Source organism: Ignavibacteriota bacterium, assembly GCA_016707525.1.
Lineage (GTDB): Bacteria > Bacteroidota > Ignavibacteria > UBA10030 > UBA6906 > JAGDMK01.
In genome coordinates, this window is record JADJHP010000011.1 from 77065 (window position 1) to 94293 (window position 17229).

12 protein-coding genes are annotated in these 17229 nt (G+C 61.4%); 1 reads left to right on the top strand and 11 read right to left on the bottom strand.

Features of this window, described 5'->3' with window-relative positions:
* Window positions 1–154 precede the first annotated feature (154 nt).
* The 10 genes from IPI01_16875 to IPI01_16920 form a co-directional block, all read right to left on the bottom strand.
* The gene (locus IPI01_16875; GenBank protein ID MBK7259437.1) at window positions 155–553 is read right to left on the bottom strand and encodes a hypothetical protein; all 399 of its coding nucleotides are present in this window, start codon (window positions 551–553) and stop codon (window positions 155–157) included.
* Window positions 554–608: 55 nt separating this feature from the next.
* Complete coding sequence (locus IPI01_16880) at window positions 609–1835, bottom strand: glycoside hydrolase family 88 protein (protein ID MBK7259438.1); 1227 nt, start codon at window positions 1833–1835, stop codon at window positions 609–611.
* Window positions 1836–1911: 76 nt separating this feature from the next.
* The gene (locus IPI01_16885) at window positions 1912–5094 is read right to left on the bottom strand and encodes a hypothetical protein (protein MBK7259439.1); all 3183 of its coding nucleotides are present in this window, start codon (window positions 5092–5094) and stop codon (window positions 1912–1914) included.
* Window positions 5095–5164: 70 nt separating this feature from the next.
* The gene (locus tag IPI01_16890; protein ID MBK7259440.1) at window positions 5165–6118 is read right to left on the bottom strand and encodes a sugar phosphate isomerase/epimerase; all 954 of its coding nucleotides are present in this window, start codon (window positions 6116–6118) and stop codon (window positions 5165–5167) included.
* Window positions 6119–6422: 304 nt separating this feature from the next.
* Complete coding sequence (locus IPI01_16895; protein MBK7259441.1) at window positions 6423–7082, bottom strand: epimerase; 660 nt, start codon at window positions 7080–7082, stop codon at window positions 6423–6425.
* A 222-nt stretch (window positions 7083–7304) separates the two neighbouring features.
* Window positions 7305–7649 carry a cupin domain-containing protein gene (locus IPI01_16900; protein MBK7259442.1) on the bottom strand — a complete coding sequence of 115 codons (345 nt, stop codon included), beginning with the start codon at window positions 7647–7649 and terminating at the stop codon, window positions 7305–7307.
* A 124-nt stretch (window positions 7650–7773) separates the two neighbouring features.
* Entirely contained in the window at window positions 7774–8082 is a 309-nt protein-coding gene (locus tag IPI01_16905; protein MBK7259443.1) for a superoxide dismutase, read from the bottom strand.
* Between the two features lie 6 nt (window positions 8083–8088).
* On the bottom strand, window positions 8089–8451 hold the full coding sequence (locus tag IPI01_16910; GenBank protein MBK7259444.1) for a CZB domain-containing protein: 363 nt from the start codon (window positions 8449–8451) through the stop codon (window positions 8089–8091).
* A 39-nt stretch (window positions 8452–8490) separates the two neighbouring features.
* Window positions 8491–9255 (bottom strand): cation transporter, encoded by a 765-nt coding sequence (locus IPI01_16915; protein MBK7259445.1) that lies wholly within the window; start codon window positions 9253–9255, stop codon window positions 8491–8493.
* 306 nt (window positions 9256–9561) lie between these two features.
* The gene (locus tag IPI01_16920) at window positions 9562–12738 is read right to left on the bottom strand and encodes a T9SS type A sorting domain-containing protein (GenBank protein ID MBK7259446.1); all 3177 of its coding nucleotides are present in this window, start codon (window positions 12736–12738) and stop codon (window positions 9562–9564) included.
* 619 nt (window positions 12739–13357) lie between these two features.
* Here IPI01_16920 and IPI01_16925 point away from each other — a divergent pair.
* The gene (locus tag IPI01_16925; protein MBK7259447.1) at window positions 13358–15895 is read left to right on the top strand and encodes a hypothetical protein; all 2538 of its coding nucleotides are present in this window, start codon (window positions 13358–13360) and stop codon (window positions 15893–15895) included.
* Between the two features lie 261 nt (window positions 15896–16156).
* Here IPI01_16925 and IPI01_16930 read toward each other — a convergent pair whose 3' ends face one another.
* Window positions 16157–16993 (bottom strand): hypothetical protein, encoded by an 837-nt coding sequence (locus tag IPI01_16930; protein ID MBK7259448.1) that lies wholly within the window; start codon window positions 16991–16993, stop codon window positions 16157–16159.
* Window positions 16994–17229 lie beyond the last annotated feature (236 nt).

Here is a 17229-nt window from a genome sequence, read left to right on the forward strand (position 1 = left end):
TTTTTCACAACACCACCCGCAGCTTCCGCAATCCGGCCGGTGTCTTCGTATCCTGCCGGGCGATGTATTCCGCAACCGTTGACGGTGCCGCTGCCTTATCCCTCATCGCATCCCTCCTCCTCTTGAAAATTATCCATTATCCATGATCCATGGATCATGGATAATTCGGCTCCGCCGGGGGCAGCCACCGGTTCAGCAACAACAGCACGATCGCTGCTATGGCTACCGCGGGCTGCAACCACGATGTGTACCCGATGATCATCACCTGCACCGCCAGCCACACAAACACGATGCCCATCGACACCACGACTGCCCACTGCGCGTGCCGCCACCGGCGGAAGATCAGAATGGATGCTGCAAGCATGGAGCCACCCACCACAACGAAAAGGATGAGAGATGGGATGAGATACGAACCGAACGGACTCCCGCGGAGCAATGCCGTCGGCACACCTTCGGCACCGAGCATACCGTAGATCCCGCCACCGAATGCGTTCAACGCCAGGAACGCCAGCAGCGTTCCCAGCACCAGCCGTATCCAACCTCTGTCCTTCATGCGTGCACCCCGTGCTTCCTTTTCCTGTGGCCGTTCGCCTTCAGCTCTTCCCTCTTCATTTCTTCGCCGACGCCCGCAGCCGCATCACCTCGATCCCCGCTTCGATCACCGCACCGAGCCCGTGCTTGTCGTTCAATGGCGCCGGACGGTTGTAGTAGTACGCCAGGTTGTCCTCAACGCCGGTGCCCGCACAGATGTCCACCACCTGGCCATCCGGCCGTATCTTGTGCTTCTTGAGTCCTTCCCAGCCCTGCCCGGCGATGGACCCGTAGCGTGCATGGATCCACCCCTTATTCACGGCGCGCGCTATGCAATACGTGAACATCGCCGAACAGGAACTCTCGACATACGAGTCGTTCTTGTCGAGGAGCTGGTGCCAGAGGCCGTCCCCGTTCTGATACTGCGCGACAGCGGCGATCTGCATCTCCAGGTCCTTGATGAGCGATCCCCGCTCGGGGTGGTCCCCGGGCAGAGCATCCAACAGGTGCACCTTTGCCATCATCACCCAACCGTTGCACCGCCCCCAATGCGCCACGCCGGTCCGTTGCAGGTTGGCATAGTAGCAGTGGAAGTATGTCCCCGTCCCGGGATCCCACAGATAGCGGGTGAATGCCTTCACCTGCCGGATCGCATCATCCCAGTACCGGCGATCGCCGGAGTAGCTCCCCATGCGCGCGAGGAATGGGACACTCATGTAGAGGTCATCCGCCCAGATGCTCGTCCCGTGAGGGTAGGGCCGTGCCAGCGTCCCGTCCGCAAGCCGCACCTGCTTCTCCGTGATGTGACGCGCGGTCTTTTCGATGTACTCTTTGTAGTCTTCGCGCCTGACGGATGCGTACACCTCGATCATGCTTGCGCCCATGGCGCCGCAATCATCCAGTTCGCGCATCGTCCAGAGCTGTCCGAAGGGGAGGAGATAGTGCGGACCGGGTGCTCCTTGATATCGCTTCTGGAACCACCGGTAGTTGTCCATCCCGTAGGCAACATGGGCGGCCGCATACGCGGCATACCTCTTCTCGCCGGTGAACTCCGAGAGGTGCATGAACGCCAAATTCAGGACGCCATTGGTGTAGTGCCATTCCCCGAACGGGCTCGAGAGAGCAACGGTGGCGTCGTCCGGGACCGATGCCGTAGAACGGTAGACCGTTCCGGTCTTCGCGTCAGTGAAACTCAGATCGCCCTGTGCGAGGACCTGATCCGCGACGCTCCGGACGACCAGTTCGTCCGAAGTCTGGCTCTTTGCACACACACCGACCCCCGTCATCAGCACCAGCAGGAACATCAGGATCTGTTTCGTCCCCATGTTTCCCTCATTGCGGTTCCGCTCATTCGTCTGCCCGTTCTTCATTTCCCGTTCCTCATTCCCCGCTGAGAATTGAAAAGCCCTCCATGAACCCGTATCCCAGCACGGAGTACGTCGACCCCGGTGCCGGTTGTGTATCGCCGCTCTTCTGGAACGACCCCGGCCACGCCATGCCCAGCGGCGGATCGCCGTGATGCGGACCCAGCGTATTCTTGAGCGAGCCGTAGACGATCACGCTCACAGTGTTCTTCCCTATCTTCATCAGCTTCGTGATGTCCAGGTTGGAAGGAGCGAACGCGATGATCCCCGCATCCTTCCCGTTCACCATGACGCTGGCAACGACGCCTTTCCACTTCCCGAGCTGCACGCAGTACTTCGCTGCGGCACTCTTCCCTTTCTTTGCGTCCTTGCTCACGACCTGTGTGTACTTCATGCCCGCGGCATAGAACGGCATACCCTGCTCGTTCCACGGCCCCATGCGTACCGGCGTCGCCGGCACCATGGTGAACGCCCGCTGCGCATTCTCAAGGGAGAAGTTGCCCAACACATACACGGGCTCGAGTTCGGTATGGATGGTGAACGGCTGCGCGATGACGGTGATGACGTTGTCGCCGGGCTTTACAAACGCGCCGATCTCATACACCCCGAACGACTTGTCCAGCCACCATTGGCCCTTCAGCGGCTTCACGGGGGTGCCGTTCACCGCCACGCGGAACACGCCGGGACGCTCGACAACAGCGCGCATGCCGCGCGTGTCGACGCCATTCTCCATGATGAAGTGGAAGTCTGCAGTGAATCCGCTGTTCACCGCGAACGTGTCACGGTCCAGGATGCTGCTCCGGTATTGCACGGCATTGTCCCATGGATCGGCCGCGAACCCGTGAGCCTGCCACGTGCGCTTCTGCGCTTCATAGAAGTACAGGTCCTTCGTCGTAACGCCGCCGATGGTGAGGTCGCAATGGTCGAGGGTGAGGACATTCGAGCCAACCCGCTCGATGACGGTCGGCCCCTGCGGCCGCAGAATGACACGCTCTTCAGGCGCGGTTGAACCGGTAGCGGCGGTTGCAGTTACCGGCGCCGGGGCACTGGCGCTGAAATGCAGCATGAGGCTCCCGCCCGCCGGGATGGCATAGCTGACAACGATGTGGTCGCCCTCCTGCTTCACGGGATACGGACTCACAGCGCCGGTGAAGAGGTCCCACTGCGCGGCAGAACGCGCGTGCACAACGATCTCACCTTTGGTCTCGGCCATCTTCGTGTTGGCGAGGAACAGCATCTCGCCATCATCCAGCACCCGGCGGTGATGGAAGAACTGAGCGATCGAGGCCGGCGTGCCGTCGGCGTTACGGAACCCGATGACGGGCGGCGCGAGCAACCGGATGGCAGCAAGGGCCTTTGCCTCTGATACCAGCGTGAACCCGGCGGGGTTCTTCTCCAGCAGCTTCGGGAAGTTCACTTCCGGACGCGCATCGACGTACCGCGGCACGTCGCCGATGCACAAGAGCAATCCGCCCTGCTCAACATACTTCCGCAGCAGCGCAAGCGTGGACCCTTCGATGCTTTCCATGCCGGCAGGCAGGACGACGAGCTTGTAGCTGCGCTTGCCGACGGTGAACTTCGTGCCTTCAACCTTCGCATGGTCGCGCAGGATGTTTTCGCTCCCGAGGTCGTATTCCACCTGATCGGCCTCGAGGGCATTGACGAAGTTCTGGAACACGGTGCCGATGGAGTCCATGACGGGGTTGGGCTCGCCCACTGCGGCATGCATCCACGCCGTGGTGGTGGGCTCGAGCACGAGGATGTCGTTCCGCTGCTCGCCGCTGGTGAGCGCGGTGCTGAGCCGCCCGTAGTAGTCGCCGAGCGCCCGGTACTGCTCCCACCACGGCTCATGGTACGAGAACGAGAGTGGATGGTCGCGCTTGCGCGCTCCGGCCACCGTGACGTACGTGAGGTGCTGGTTCACGAGGTTCACTCCGAGCGCGTACTCCCAATCGGCGATCCGCTTCTGGTCGGCGAACGTCATCTCCCACCCGCCGGCGCCGAAGGTTTCGGAGAGCGTGCGCTCCTTCCCGAGCTGGTTGGCGGCACTGCGGATCTCCTTCACCGCACGCGCGTTGCCGAACTGCCCGTGCATGTCGGTGCGCCATTCGTTCATGAGGATGTCGACCCCCGGCACGCCGGCATAGGCACAGAAGGCCATGTTGTCCGGATTCATCACGGGGCGCGGCCATTCATGTTCCCAGTAGTGGCCTGTGAGCAGGAGGTTGTTCTTTTCGCAGTATTCGAGGTACGGCTTCGCCCACCCGTCGATGAACAGCTCAAGGATGAGGGCGTAGAAGTCGTGCCGCACCTTCCGCCATTCGCCGGTGGTCTCATACAACGCAACAAGATGCGGGCGGAGATCATAGCCGAACCGCTGCCGGAACCTGTCGAAGAGTGCGGGGGTGTACTGCACCACCCGGTTGGTGTCGATGTTCGCGGGACGCACTTCGGCTTCGTCCTGGAACACGCCGGGCACGGTCTTCCCGAACTCGTCCCCGATCACTTTCTCGTACGCGCCCATGGTGACGCGGATGAATTCCCGCGTGACCTCCGGGCGCATGACGTCCACATAGGTGAACCCGCCGTGCCAGGGTGCGGGCTGCTCGTATACCACATCGAAGACGCGGTAGCTGCCCGCGCCGAACTCCTTTGTCCCGAGCTGTGCGGTGATGTCCGTGTAGCCGGCGGCGTCCTGCTTCAGTACGATGAGCGGCTTCTCCCCGGCGGGCGGTGCATCCATGCGGCGCATGCGGAGTCCGGCGCGCTTCGCGTCGGGCATAGTGGCCGGCACGATACCGCCGGCGAAGCCGGAGGGGTACGAGTTCTCGTCATAGATCCAGACCTTCATGCCGAGCTTCTTCCCGGTTTGCACGGCGTGGCGCACGAGCGAGAGCCACTCCTCCGAGAGGTACGGCGTGATGAGTCCGGGGCGCGGATGGATGAACGCGCCGCCGATCCCCTTTGCCTTCATGTCGTTGAGGTCGCGGTCGATGAGCGCGGGCGTCATCCGGTCGTTCCACACCCAGAGCGGCGCGGTACGGTACGCGGACGGCGGGTCCTGGAATGCCTGCAGCGTTGCCGCGGTGGTGGTGCGGGCGGGGTTGTCGCCTGCATCGGCCAGAGTGGAGGCAAAGGCACAGAGCATGAGACAGATGACCGTGATGTCGAAGAGGTGGGGCAGGATGCTGGTGGACATGGGGTGCTCCTGGAATTTCTGGATCACAGGATGAAAAAGCTGCGGGCCGTTGTGAGCGGCCCGCGTCGGATCAGATGGTGAGTGCACTCAGATAGGCGTAGCTCTTCCGGATGCTCGCCACGGGGTCGGCCGGACTGTCATGTTCCACCACATGGTGGATGGTGCCGTGCTTCTTCGCGGCGGCGAGGACCTTCTTCCAGTTGATGCTTCCGCTCCCCACATCCTCCAGCAGATCATCGCCTGACGGCGGTGCGGCCTTGCCCTTCTTTGCGGCCGGCTTCTTTGCGGTCTTCTTCTTGAGGTCTTTCACATGCAGCAGCGGGAACCGGCCGGGATGCGCGGCGAAGTACTTCGCCGGATCGGCGCCCGCGGCCACGGCCCAGGCAACGTCCATCTCGAACTTCACGAGGTCCTTATCGCATTCCTTCAGCAGGATGTCGTACGGCAGCTTCCCGCCCACCTTCTTGAACTCGAATTCATGATTGTGGTACGCGAACTGGACGCCGGCGCCCTTGCATGTCTCGCCGGCGATATTGAACCGGGCGGCGAGGCGTTTCCAATCGTCGACGGTGGCGTATTTGGCTTTGTCCACCCACGCCACGATCACGTATTTGTGTCCGATGAACGCGCTCCGTTCCACGGTCTCGTTCCACTTGTCGGGTTCGTCCTCGAGCCCCACGTGCGTGGAGGGCGAGGTGAGGGCGTTGTCCACGAGCATGGACTTGATCTGCTGCGGGGTATGGTCGAAGTAGCCGGCGAACTCCACTTCCTTGTAGCCGATGCCGGCGACGGTGGAGAGGACGCCGTCGATGCCCTTCGGCATGAGCGAGCGGACGGTGTAGAGCTGCAATCCGATGTGGTCCAGGTGCGCTCCTTCGGCGGCAGTGGCAAGATGTCGTGCGATGACGGGGGTGGATGCTAGGGCTGCGATGAAGCTGCGGCGGTCCATGGTGGCTCCGTGGTTCGGATAGTGCGCGCGATGCGGATGCCCGGGGGCATCCTGTACCTTGTAGGGGCCGTGCATGCACGGCCCCCTACGGGGTATCGTGGATTCCATAATGAACGGAGGGATTCGCCCAAAATCAATCGCCGTGTTGCCGGTGGAATGGTCGGCGTCGGGTGGTCCCGGAGGGGCGCCCGGGGAGCTCCCCGACTCGGTTTCTCCAAATTCTTCGAAGGGCAACAGAGGCAACACGATTGCTTAAGCCGTCCGGAACGGTGATGGCGCCCAGGGAGCCCTCGCTGGGGCATCTCCCCGGCCGCCTTCACCGGGCTGCTGTTCTGCTTTCCCTCTTCTCTTCTCACTTCATTCTCTACTCTTCACTTCTTCACGCCGTCTTCGCGATCTTCTCGATGTCCACGCACTCTACGACCTTACGTTCGTAGCCCTTGGCCGACACGCGGAGCATCGCCCGCCCGAGGTCCTGCATGGTGCACACCCACTTCGGCATAACGACATGCAACAGCGGATACAATGGCCCGATGATCTTCGCTGCCAGGAATGCACGCTTCTGTCCGGGCGTCGGCTTGATGAAGCCCGGACGGAACGCATAGGCATCCTTGAACCCGAGGCGCATGATGTCGTTCTCGGTCTTCCCCTTCACCCGCGCCCACATCACTTTGCCGTGCTCGGTGCTGTCCGTGCCCATGCCGGAGATGTACGAGAACACCATCCCCGGACACTGCTTCTCCATCGTGCATGCGGCCGCCATGGTGAGATCGTACGTCAAACGGCGGTACTCTTCCTCGTTCTTCCCCAGAGATGTGACGCCGAGGCAGAACAGGCATGCGTCGTATCCGCGCAGCTGTTCCTCGATCGACGTGTAGTTGTAGAAGTCGCGGTGAATGATCTCCGTGAGTTTCGGATGATTCATCTCACAGGGGCGCCGCCCGACGACAAGCACGGCTTCCACGTTGGCATCGCGCAGCACTTCCAGCAGCACGCCCTCGCCCACCATGCCGGTGGCGCCGAACAGTATGATCTTCATGTGTCCTGCCTGTTATCTATCAGTATGGTCTTCATGCGGTCGACCTGCTATCCATCAGTATGATCTTCATGCAGTCCGCCTGCTATCCATCAGCATGATCTTCATGCAGTCTGCCTGCTATTCATCAGTGTGATCTTCATGCGGTCCGCCTGCTATGCATCATTATGATCTTTATGTACCCGGCCAATTTTCCACTGTCCAATATCCATTCTCAGTCATCCATCATAGTATGACCACTTCCTCGGGGATGACCAGAAGCACCGTGCACCCTGTCCGCGAGAATACGGAGTGTGTCCCTCCGGGTGGTGTGTACAGGTAGTCGCCTGCGTTCAGCTGTGTCGGCCCGAACCGCACTTCGCCCTCGAGGATGTACGCTTCTTCTCCGGCCGGATGACTGTGATTCGGGTACGATGCTCCGGGTTCGAAGCGCAGCAGGATCGTGGGTGCACGGCCCGTCCCGGCCTCGCGCCGGAGCGGCTTCACATGGACGCCGTCGGTCTTCACCCCGGGCTCCACGAGCGGCTGCCAGCCGCCTTCGTTCCGTGTCACGGTGATGTCTTTCGCCATGGTCGGTCGTATCCCTTCAGATGGTCATGGTGCAATGCAGTCGGTACTTGGACCTGCAGGTGGAGTGTGTGTCAATGAAGCTGCCTTGTTGGTGCCGCCCCGCTCATGGTCGTGACACCCCCCCTCAGCCGCGCCGGTCACCGCGGGCGAAGAGCCGCACGAAGCCGGGGTATGCCGCGAGCGGGATGACATCGAATCCTATGAGCCCTGCGCTCACGAGCGGAAGTGTGCCGAGGGCGCTGCGCGCCGTGTCCACACTGTCGCACTCCAGCACCAGTACCGCGGCCTGGCGGTCGGCGCGGAAGTAGAGTTCGCGGATCACGCCGGCCTGGTGCAGCTCCCAGGCGCGTACGGCTTCCTCCCTGAGGAGTTCTTCTGTGAAGCGGTCGTCCGTGATGCCGGGGACATCACATTCCAATGCGAGGATCTTCATGGTCAGTTACTTCGTCGATTCTTTCCAGACATTCATTGCCATCACGAGTTTGCCGCAGATCCGTGCATAGTCCCCGCCGGGCTCCAGGGCCTTCTGCGCTTCTGCTTTCCTGCCGGTCACGGCCATGTTCAGGATCTTCCCCGCCATCGTGTGAAAGTCCGCATGGAACGACTTGACCTTCGCATAGTGCGCGGTCTTCGCATCCTCGCCGCCAACCGTGCGCAGCCACTTCCCGAAATCGCACACATCATTTTTGGCCACTTCCGCCGGGATGAACTCCGACCGCCCCGCGATGATGGCAGTCTCCAGGCGGGCCTTCCACTTCGCGTGGACACCCAGGGCTGCTTCGATCTCATCCTTGTTGACCATACTCATACTCCTTCGTGTGTGGGGTGAAGCCAGGACACTTCAGCGTGCCAGCCGCAGCATGCGCCACGAACCTTCGAAGACCAGGAAGAAGACGATCGCACCGACGATGAGGTCCGGATACTTTGAACCGGTGAAGTGCACGAGCACGCCCGCCACGATGACGCCGGCGTTGGCGATGACGTCGTTGGATGTACAGATGAGGCTCGCGCGGATGTGCGCGTCGGTGCTCTTCCACCGCTGCAGGATCACGAGCGAGGCTGCATTGCCGATGAGCGCGAGGGCCGAGATGAGGACCATGATCTGGAACACCGGCATCTCTTCGCCGCCGGTGAAGCGGCGGACGATCTCGATGAAGCCCAGGATCGCCAGGATCATCTGAAAGTAACCGCTCGTGCGGGCGATGTTCTTTTTCATCATCACCGTGCCGCCCACGGCGAAGAGGGCGAGGCCGTACACGATGCCATCCGCCATCATATCCAGGCTGTCGGCCACGAGTCCCATGGAGTGTGAGAGAAACCCGGTGAGCAGTTCGAGTCCGAAGAAACCGATGTTGATCGCGAAGACGGTCCAGAGCACCTTGCGTTCGCGCGCATGATCGTCCGTCTGCGCCGGTTCGTCCATCGTCTCGGTTCCGACGAACGCGGAGTCGAGTCCCAGCGTATCGAGCCGCGCGAGGATGCCGTCGTGGCTTTCGCTGTGCCACACCTCCACCGTCCGCTCGGGGATATTGCAGCGGAGCGAGCGCACGGCGGGCATTGCGCCCAGCGCCATCCGGATCATCTGCTCCTCGGAGGGGCAGTCCATCCGTCTGACATTGAATGTGGTCCTGTACGTCACTCTTTAGCCCCGTTCTCAATTAAGAACCAAGAATTCTTAGTTCTCAATTCCTAACGGTAGCCCCCCGCCGTCCGTTCCCTAAAAAGGTACGCTTTTCCCTGTGCAAAAAAAGGGGGGGCATGACGACATTCGTTCGAACAGATCCCCGACATTGACCGGACCTTTGTGAGGGTCACGGAGCAGGTACCGGAAGATGGTCCCGAAGGGTCTGGAGACTATCAAACAGCAACCGGTGGCACGGCGGGAGACACCGGGTCAGAGGATGCATGATACTCATTTCAAGATCATCATCTTCTTCACGGATGTGAACACACCTTCGGCCGTTTGTGTACCAAGGGGACGCGTTTCGATCCTGTAGAAGTACACTCCGGATGAGAGCCCTTGCGCATTGAACACGACGTGTTGGGATCCCGCTTGTATCTCACCATTCACGGGGGTCGACACAGTACGGCCGAGAATGTCGAAGATGATCAGGCTGACGTGCGATGCCACGGGCAGATCGTACTGTATCACCGTCGAGGGATTGAACGGGTTGGGATAGTTCTGCCGGAGAGCGTAGGCCGTCGGGACCGGTGGAGGAGGATCATCTTCGATCGCGGTTGTCCCCGCCGGACGCAACGCAAAGAAGCCGATATTGTTGTCCTCGTGGATCTCGCCCATCGTGTTATCAGGATCAACATACGCATAGATGCGTGACGATGAGGAGAGCCCGGCGGGAACCACCCAATCCATCTCCAACACTGCACGTTCGCGCGCGCCGATCGGGGTTGACGTCACGAGGTCTGGCGTCGCCCTCCCGATCCCGATGATCGGCGTGCCGCCTGCCCCTGGATCACCCAGATAGCACCGGACGGTAACGAGCCCGCTGGTCTGCTTGAGACTGAAATTGTGCACACCGAGAGTGATGTGCACGGTGTCGCCCGCATACGGGGCTGCCGGCGACACATGGATGCTCTTGCTGTAGGAACGGAGATTCTCGGCACCCCCGATGTTCTTCAGCGAATCCAATCGCCAGGGGAGCAGGAGTCCGGGATCGGGCTTCGTGAAATAATTCTTGTCCCAGAACGTGCCGAGCACGGTATCGCCGTTCGAGGGGAGATCGATGCCATAGTCCAGCACCAGCGCGCCGTTCTGTCCCCAGTACAGATACGGCGTCACGTAATAATTCGCATCGGAGTAGGCACGGTTGAGATCACCCATCTTGATGTCGACGATGACGTTCCGGGAAACCTTGATCGTATGTGTCGAGCCCACGGCATCGGAGTAATGCCCCGACACCTTGGCCTCCACGCCCCATTTGCTCACGGACAGCCCGACCTCAGCCCTCACCGAGTGGGTCAACCGCGTCTCATCGACAGTGGAGTCGCCGAAATTCACCGTGAACCCTGCCGCACTCGCCTGGGCGATCGTCTTGGTCTGGAATGTCGCCAGCAGGTTCTCGCCGGCCCAGGATGCGATCCTGGAATTCGGCCGGTACGACAGAAGATTCCCGACCTCCCGGTCGGCCATCCAGTCCCGCAGCGTCACATCCATGTACGGCAGCCAGAGTGTCCGGATGTAGCGCGGCATCTGCACCAGGTACGTCCCGAGCTTTCTGTCCAGCGCGTACACGGGATATTCCCAGAGCTCAAGACTGGATTCCGTGCCCAGCATCCAATCATCCCGATACGATTTCTGGATACTTGTTGTCGTGATGGTCTTGTTCACCGAATGAGAGCCGTAGTATCCGCTCTCGAATGCCTTCTTCGCATACCCTTCGATCTTGATACCAAAGAAGCTGAAACCGCCGCTGATCTCGCGCGACGAACCCGACGAATGGGAGATATCGGCCTCGAGGTGTGTCGCCGATCCCTGGGTTTCCGTGTACGAGACTTCGAACCGTCTGACCTGAGACGTGTCGTAGGCATTGCAGAGATCGTATGCCTGTCCCCGCAGGTTATCGAAGTGAGTCGGTGGCCCGCCCATCACGACGATCGGCTGCACGAAGCTCTCCACCGTGACGAGGTTCGGCGTACCGAAGCGGATCGCATCTCCGTCCAGATCGGCGGCAGTGAGCGCGCTCACCACAGAATGCCTGCCCGCGTCGATCGACGGCCGTTCTGTCATTCCCGTGAAGACGTTCCTTGCATTGACAACCGGCCTGAAGATGCGCAGTACCGTAGAGGTGTCCTTCCTGTGTTCGGCAACGATGATCTCGGGCACCCACTCCTGGTTGCTCGTATCCGGATCGATGTCGCCCACCGCCAAGGCCCGGAGGTTCATGCCGCGGTTCAGCGCCGAGACGTAGACGGTATCACGCCAGTAGAGGACGGGTGGGAACATGCCGGTATCGGGTTTGACAACACCGAATCCGAACGGGCCCACAACAAGAAGTTCATCGCCGTCGTTCCGCATGGGGTTGACGTCCATGACAAGGGCATCTGCTTCCCCTCCGGCGCTGAAACTGAAGATGCTGCCCGATCCGAGGCCGTGCGGATAGTTGAAGAAGGTGGGGGCGGTAAAGACCGTGCCATCAGCCGAGAAATTGATATAGTAGTAATGCTGCTGCCATGTTGATGTCCTGGGCCGCACCACCGAGATCACCGCTTCATCATGTCCGAGGCGGTGGAAGTCTCCCATCACGAGCTTCATCGGACCCCAGTCCATGTGGCCAGAGATGACCATGGTAGGCAGTTTCAGCCGATGCGGCTGCCGGGTGAACGATCCCGCCGCCGGGTTGAATTGCGCGGTCTCAATATCAAGTGTATCGTAGTGTGAGATATCCGTGAAGAACAGGAGCGAGCAGCGCAGGAGATCATCCAGGCCATCGCCGTTGAAGTCGCCGAACCCGACAGTCCAGTTGTTGCCGCGTACCATCGATTGCGATCCGATCTCCGTGAAGCCATGGTTCACGTCGTAGAGCTTCAGCACGATCGAGGAATCGGTCGCAGCCACCATCGCCAGTTGTTTCTTCGTCGAGTAGATGGCGCGGATCGCATGGAGGCGTACCGTGGACCGGTACTTGTTCGTGGTTTGCAGGGTCTCTCTGGAAGCCCATTGCCAGCTGTATCCGGGTCTACTGCGGACGGGGTGCCAGCATTCAAGGAGGATGGGTGCCTGCCTGCCGCTGTCGGGGATGATGCGGGCGGTGATCACCTCGGCGAGGCCATCGCCGTCAAGATCCTCGGACAGGACATCGGCATATTCGCCCACGTTGAACGGTCTGCCGGTTGCTCCATTCCAATCGTCGCGCACGAGATCTCCGGCACCATTGACATCGATCACCTGCAACCAGGGTGTGATAGTACCGGACGGGCCGGGACTACTGGTCATGAGTATGAGTTCGGCGGAGTTCGCCAGGACAGGATGACCACCGTAGGCATCCTGGAGGGGGTCGTGGCGGGTCGTATCCTGAGCCAGAGCGATGAGAGAGAAAAGCTGGATGAGGAACAGTCCAAGTGCCGATTTCATAGTGCCCCCGGGGATCCATCATGGATCGTGGCGTTATGTGAGAGGTGTGATAGAGAGAGAACGGGATAGAATGGCAACGCGCGCATCCCGTGCACCATCGCGGGCCACGAGAAGCTGCGAAAGATCGGATCGCAGATAATATAACCACATTGCGGACAAATGTCTTTCATCAAGGAGGAGCAACCTCTTCGTCTCCGTGTATCCCCTCACTCTCATATGATAGAAGTAGACCCCGCTGTAGGGAAGATCGGTTTCTACCCATTGGGCGGGTGATCGCAGGGGAGGAGTATCAGAAGCGCCGGTGCGAATGCGCAGACATTGAGACGGGTTGTCGCGATCTTGCCACCGCCGGGTGGTCTTGACGGATAACCAGGGCCCGGGTTATCGGTGCCCTCAGAGTGGCATCTGACACCAGAAGCACAAAAGCCTTCCCATCCATGCGGACAGAAAGGCCTTCTCTTCGATCAACTCCCGTCTTCCCCGGGGACTTGAAACAGAATAGCGAAACGAGGTGCGATGGTCAAGGCGTTCCAGTACCCTCCAATTGACTTTCCCCCTCATCCCGCCTACATTGACCAAAACCTCTTCCCGGGCCACCATCACCACGAACGGACCTCTTGTGCGACCGACCCTCATTATTATAGTGCTTGCAGCATGCATCTCCTTCACATCCGGCGCGTCTCTCCGCGTCCACCATGATCCCCCCGCAAAGTCCGTCACGCTCACGACGGCCAGCGGCCTCTCCATGTGCGTACACTACGCCACGGGATGCACGATCGATGGGGTCAGCATCCGCGGCCAGAACGTGCTCGGAGCTACAGGTCGTGTAACAACAGCCATGGGCATCCAGAGAGCAGCACAGGGAGGACCTCTCGCTTCCACACCCGCCGATGCCCCACCGCCAACAGTCCTCTGCACCGATAGCTCGGCCACCTTCAGCGGCATCAGTCGCGGCAACGGCACCAATGAACGCTGGCTCTTCACCGTCCGCCACAATACGATCGTCTGGCGGATCGAACAGAGCCATCCCTCTCCCTTGACCGCGGCATGGAACGCACTCCCCTCGTGGGAGTTCTCCTCCCCCGACACCTGGAAGGCCGCCTTCCTCGGCACAGGCGGCGTGGCGTGGTTCCATCTCATCGATTCCGCGAACGGCACGCTCGCCGCGCACACGGGCAAGGCAACGTTCTGGAACGAGGAAACGAAGACCGCCTTGCGCATCGATGCCCGCGGACTCCATGATACGCACATCGGCTCATCCTTCACCCGCATGCCGGAAGGCGGGATCCGCTTCCGCATCTCCGCCGCCGACCGCCCCCTCACGCTCCGCTACGACGAAGGGATGCACCGGCGCCGGTACCTCACCTCGCGCGACGATGTGTGGCAGGACGTTCAGTCCGGTCCGCGCGGACTCGCCGTGGAGCTCACGATCTCCGCCCCCGACCCGGCGGAGATGTTCCCCGCGGAGTCCATGCCCCCGTTCGATGCCGCATCCGTCCGCGCCCTCGGCCGCACCGTTGCCCGCCTGGGCGTGATCGATGCGAAGACCTTCGGCAGCAACAGCTGGCGCACTCCCTACGGTCCGGTGTGTCTCCACGAAGGACACATCGCACAGATGGCGTCGTTGATCCAGGACGAGGATTATGTGAACGGATACAAGTCGACGCTGGACCATTACCGCGACCGCGCCGTGCGACCCGACGGGCGCGTCATCTCGCGCTGGGCGTACACCTGCGAGGACGCGATGCCGGGCACCTGCGACTCGCTCGGCTTCTATGAGGCGCAGTGGGGGTACCTCATGGATTCCAACCCGGACCTCGTCACCAATGTTGCCGAACTCTTCGACCTCTGCGCGGACAGCCTCTGGCTCGCAGGGCAGAAGTCCGTGTGCGAACGCGCGCTCGAGTTCATGCTCGCGCGCGACAGCGACGCGGACGGATTGGTGGAGATGATGACCGACGACCACACGGCGCAGCGCGGGAGCGACTGGATCGACATCATCTGGGCCTCGCACGAGAACGCGTTCGTGAACGCGAAGATGTACTACGCACTCACGCTGTGGGCGGACTGCGAAGAGTACCTCGGCGACCATGCCCGGGCCATGCGCTACCGCAACGCAGCGGCAAAGCTCAAGGCAAGCTTCAACAAGACCACCATCGACGGCGGGTTCTGGGACGAAGGCAACCGCTGGTACGTGCACTGGCGCGACCGCGACGGCTCGGTGCACGGCAACAACCTCGTGACGTATCTCAACTTCATGGCGATCGCCTACGGCATCTGCGACGACCAGGTGCGCAGTCGGGTGATCCTCGGCCGCATCGAGTCGGAGATGGAACAGGAGGGGCTCTTCTTCTGGCCGATCTGCATGTTCTCGTATGAGGAAGGTGAAGGGCTCCACTGGCAGTTCCCGTTCCCGGTGTACGAGAACGGCGACATCTTCCTCACGCTCGGGGAAGTGGGCGTGCGCGCGTATGCCGGCGTCGATCCGACCATCCCATTGAAGTACATCGGCAACCTGCTGGAGCGCTATCGCAAGGATGGACTCGCGTTCCAGCGCTACCTGCGGAAGGATCAGAAAGGTGCGGGCGATGATATCCTCGCCGGCAACGCGATGGCGGTGGTGGGGCTGTACCGGAACATCTATGGCCTCCAGCCCAAACATGACCGGCTCATCGTTGCGCCGGTGGCAGCGCGCGAGATCCGGGGGACGCGCCTTGCCTACGAACTGCGAGGCAAGACCTACCACGTGGCCATCGACAGTGGAAGAACCCGCGTGAGCGTGGGGAGTGTCACGGTGTCAGCACCGCATGCGTTCGCGGTACAGCCCGTCCGCGGTGGTATGGCCTGGTATAGTTCCCCATCAGGACCAGAAGCACTCGTCATCACGAAAGAAGGGTTCGCAGGAACACGTGCGCTGAACGTCCGCATCGACAGTTGGGACGACCAGGCAGGCGGGGTCAAGCGGTGGAATCAGACAGGCGGACAGGCGATTCGCTACAAGGTCGGGTCGTTGACGCCGGGCACGGCCTACGCGGTGACCGTGAACAACATGCGGCATCGGGGACTCACGGCTGATGGCATGGGAAAGATCACCTTCGCCGTGCCGGGGAGCACTTCGATGCGAACTGAGATCGTTGTCCGTCCCGCGGGGAAGTAGGGGCACGTGGCCCGGGGGCAAGGATTGACATCGGGGGACAGCAGTGATATTGATTCGCCGGGGCTCGGGCGTGACACCGATGCGATACGCCGGGATCTTTGTAGGGGCGGTGCATGCACCGCCCCTATTCCCCGTACCTCTCTGCACCCTTCTGATTGCCCCTGTACCACACGATCATCGCGGGAGTGTACAGAATGTACCTCGATCCGCCGGCGATCCCCGGCCTGCTGCTGGACGCACGGAACGATTCATACACCGCTGTCACAGGCGCACATCCACGCCCACGAGTATCGTCAGACTCCTTGTGAGTCCGTCCACGTTGACCTCCCTGCTTCGCAACGGGAGTGCGGCTGCGATGCGGAGTGCGAAGGCTCCCGCGAGCGGGATCTCCGCCGACGGGACCACGTTCACCTGGAATTGATCGCTGCCGGGAACGTCCACAAAGGTCCCTGCTACGGCGCCGGCAACACTGGAACTCTGCAGGCGCTTGATGGCGAGCAGATCCAGCCCGGCCTGCACCCCGCTGAGATCGGTGGCGTATCCCGCACGCAGCATGAGATCATCGCCCCGGCGCAGACGGGTGATGGCATTGGCGCTTCTGCCGCGCGACACCTGATAGCCGGCGGCCGCGTGCCAGTTGCCCGATGTGAATGTCAGTCCGAACAGCACGTCGTTCGTTCCGAGTCCCGGTTGATATGCCTGGGAAAGCCCTCCACCGTCACTCTCTCCGGTGGCAAGCCGTGCGCCGGCCTGCGCACTCAACGTGCCGGGTCCGATCATTGCCAGGGGTTGATGCCAGAGAACCGTCAGATCGCCCGGCCCGCTGAGGTCTCCCGCCGGGCCGGAGCTGCGGGACCATGGCATGGTGATCAGAAGCCGGGAGGAGCCGAACAGCGCGACATCTGCTTCCACCTCGACCGCATGGAAGGTGAGACCGTCAGCCTTGCCGCTCTTGCCTAAGGCGTAGCGAACGCCAATGCGATGGCCCGGCCCTTCTTCCATCGCCCCGATCGAACACGCCCCGGCATCGGAACATTGCGCCGACAAACCTGACGTGATGAATGTGAGCAGCGCCGCGAGTGCGATGGTTCTGGTCATTCCCTTGATCTCCGGATGTAGGTTCTGTATCACCGCGTGAGGAAGGCGGTGTTCGGTAATCAATGAACAGTATGCAGCGCGCTGGCGTTCCCTATGCCACCTCCCCTGCACGGTTCATCACGGCAGGGCGGTGCATGCACCGCCCCTACACCACATTGATCGTTGCCTGCGGCATTCGGGGGGCGGGATTGACACCGATGCGATACGCCGGGATCTTTGTAGGGGCGGTGCATGCA

What these genes read in the sequence shown, in the direction of transcription:
- IPI01_16920 (MBK7259446.1), bottom strand. Translation starts at nt 12,738, where the DNA reads ATGAAATCGGCACTTGGACTGTTCCTCATCCAGCTTTTCTCTCTCATC.
- IPI01_16875 (MBK7259437.1), bottom strand. Translation starts at nt 553, where the DNA reads ATGAAGGACAGAGGTTGGATACGGCTGGTGCTGGGAACGCTGCTGGCG.
- IPI01_16910 (MBK7259444.1), bottom strand. Translation starts at nt 8,451, where the DNA reads ATGGTCAACAAGGATGAGATCGAAGCAGCCCTGGGTGTCCACGCGAAG.
- IPI01_16895 (MBK7259441.1), bottom strand. Translation starts at nt 7,082, where the DNA reads ATGAAGATCATACTGTTCGGCGCCACCGGCATGGTGGGCGAGGGCGTG.
- IPI01_16885 (MBK7259439.1), bottom strand. Translation starts at nt 5,094, where the DNA reads ATGTCCACCAGCATCCTGCCCCACCTCTTCGACATCACGGTCATCTGT.
- IPI01_16930 (MBK7259448.1), bottom strand. Translation starts at nt 16,993, where the DNA reads ATGACCAGAACCATCGCACTCGCGGCGCTGCTCACATTCATCACGTCA.
- IPI01_16890 (MBK7259440.1), bottom strand. Translation starts at nt 6,118, where the DNA reads ATGCACGGCCCCTACAAGGTACAGGATGCCCCCGGGCATCCGCATCGC.
- IPI01_16900 (MBK7259442.1), bottom strand. Translation starts at nt 7,649, where the DNA reads ATGGCGAAAGACATCACCGTGACACGGAACGAAGGCGGCTGGCAGCCG.
- IPI01_16905 (MBK7259443.1), bottom strand. Translation starts at nt 8,082, where the DNA reads ATGAAGATCCTCGCATTGGAATGTGATGTCCCCGGCATCACGGACGAC.
- IPI01_16915 (MBK7259445.1), bottom strand. Translation starts at nt 9,255, where the DNA reads ATGGACTGCCCCTCCGAGGAGCAGATGATCCGGATGGCGCTGGGCGCA.
- IPI01_16880 (MBK7259438.1), bottom strand. Translation starts at nt 1,835, where the DNA reads ATGTTCCTGCTGGTGCTGATGACGGGGGTCGGTGTGTGTGCAAAGAGC.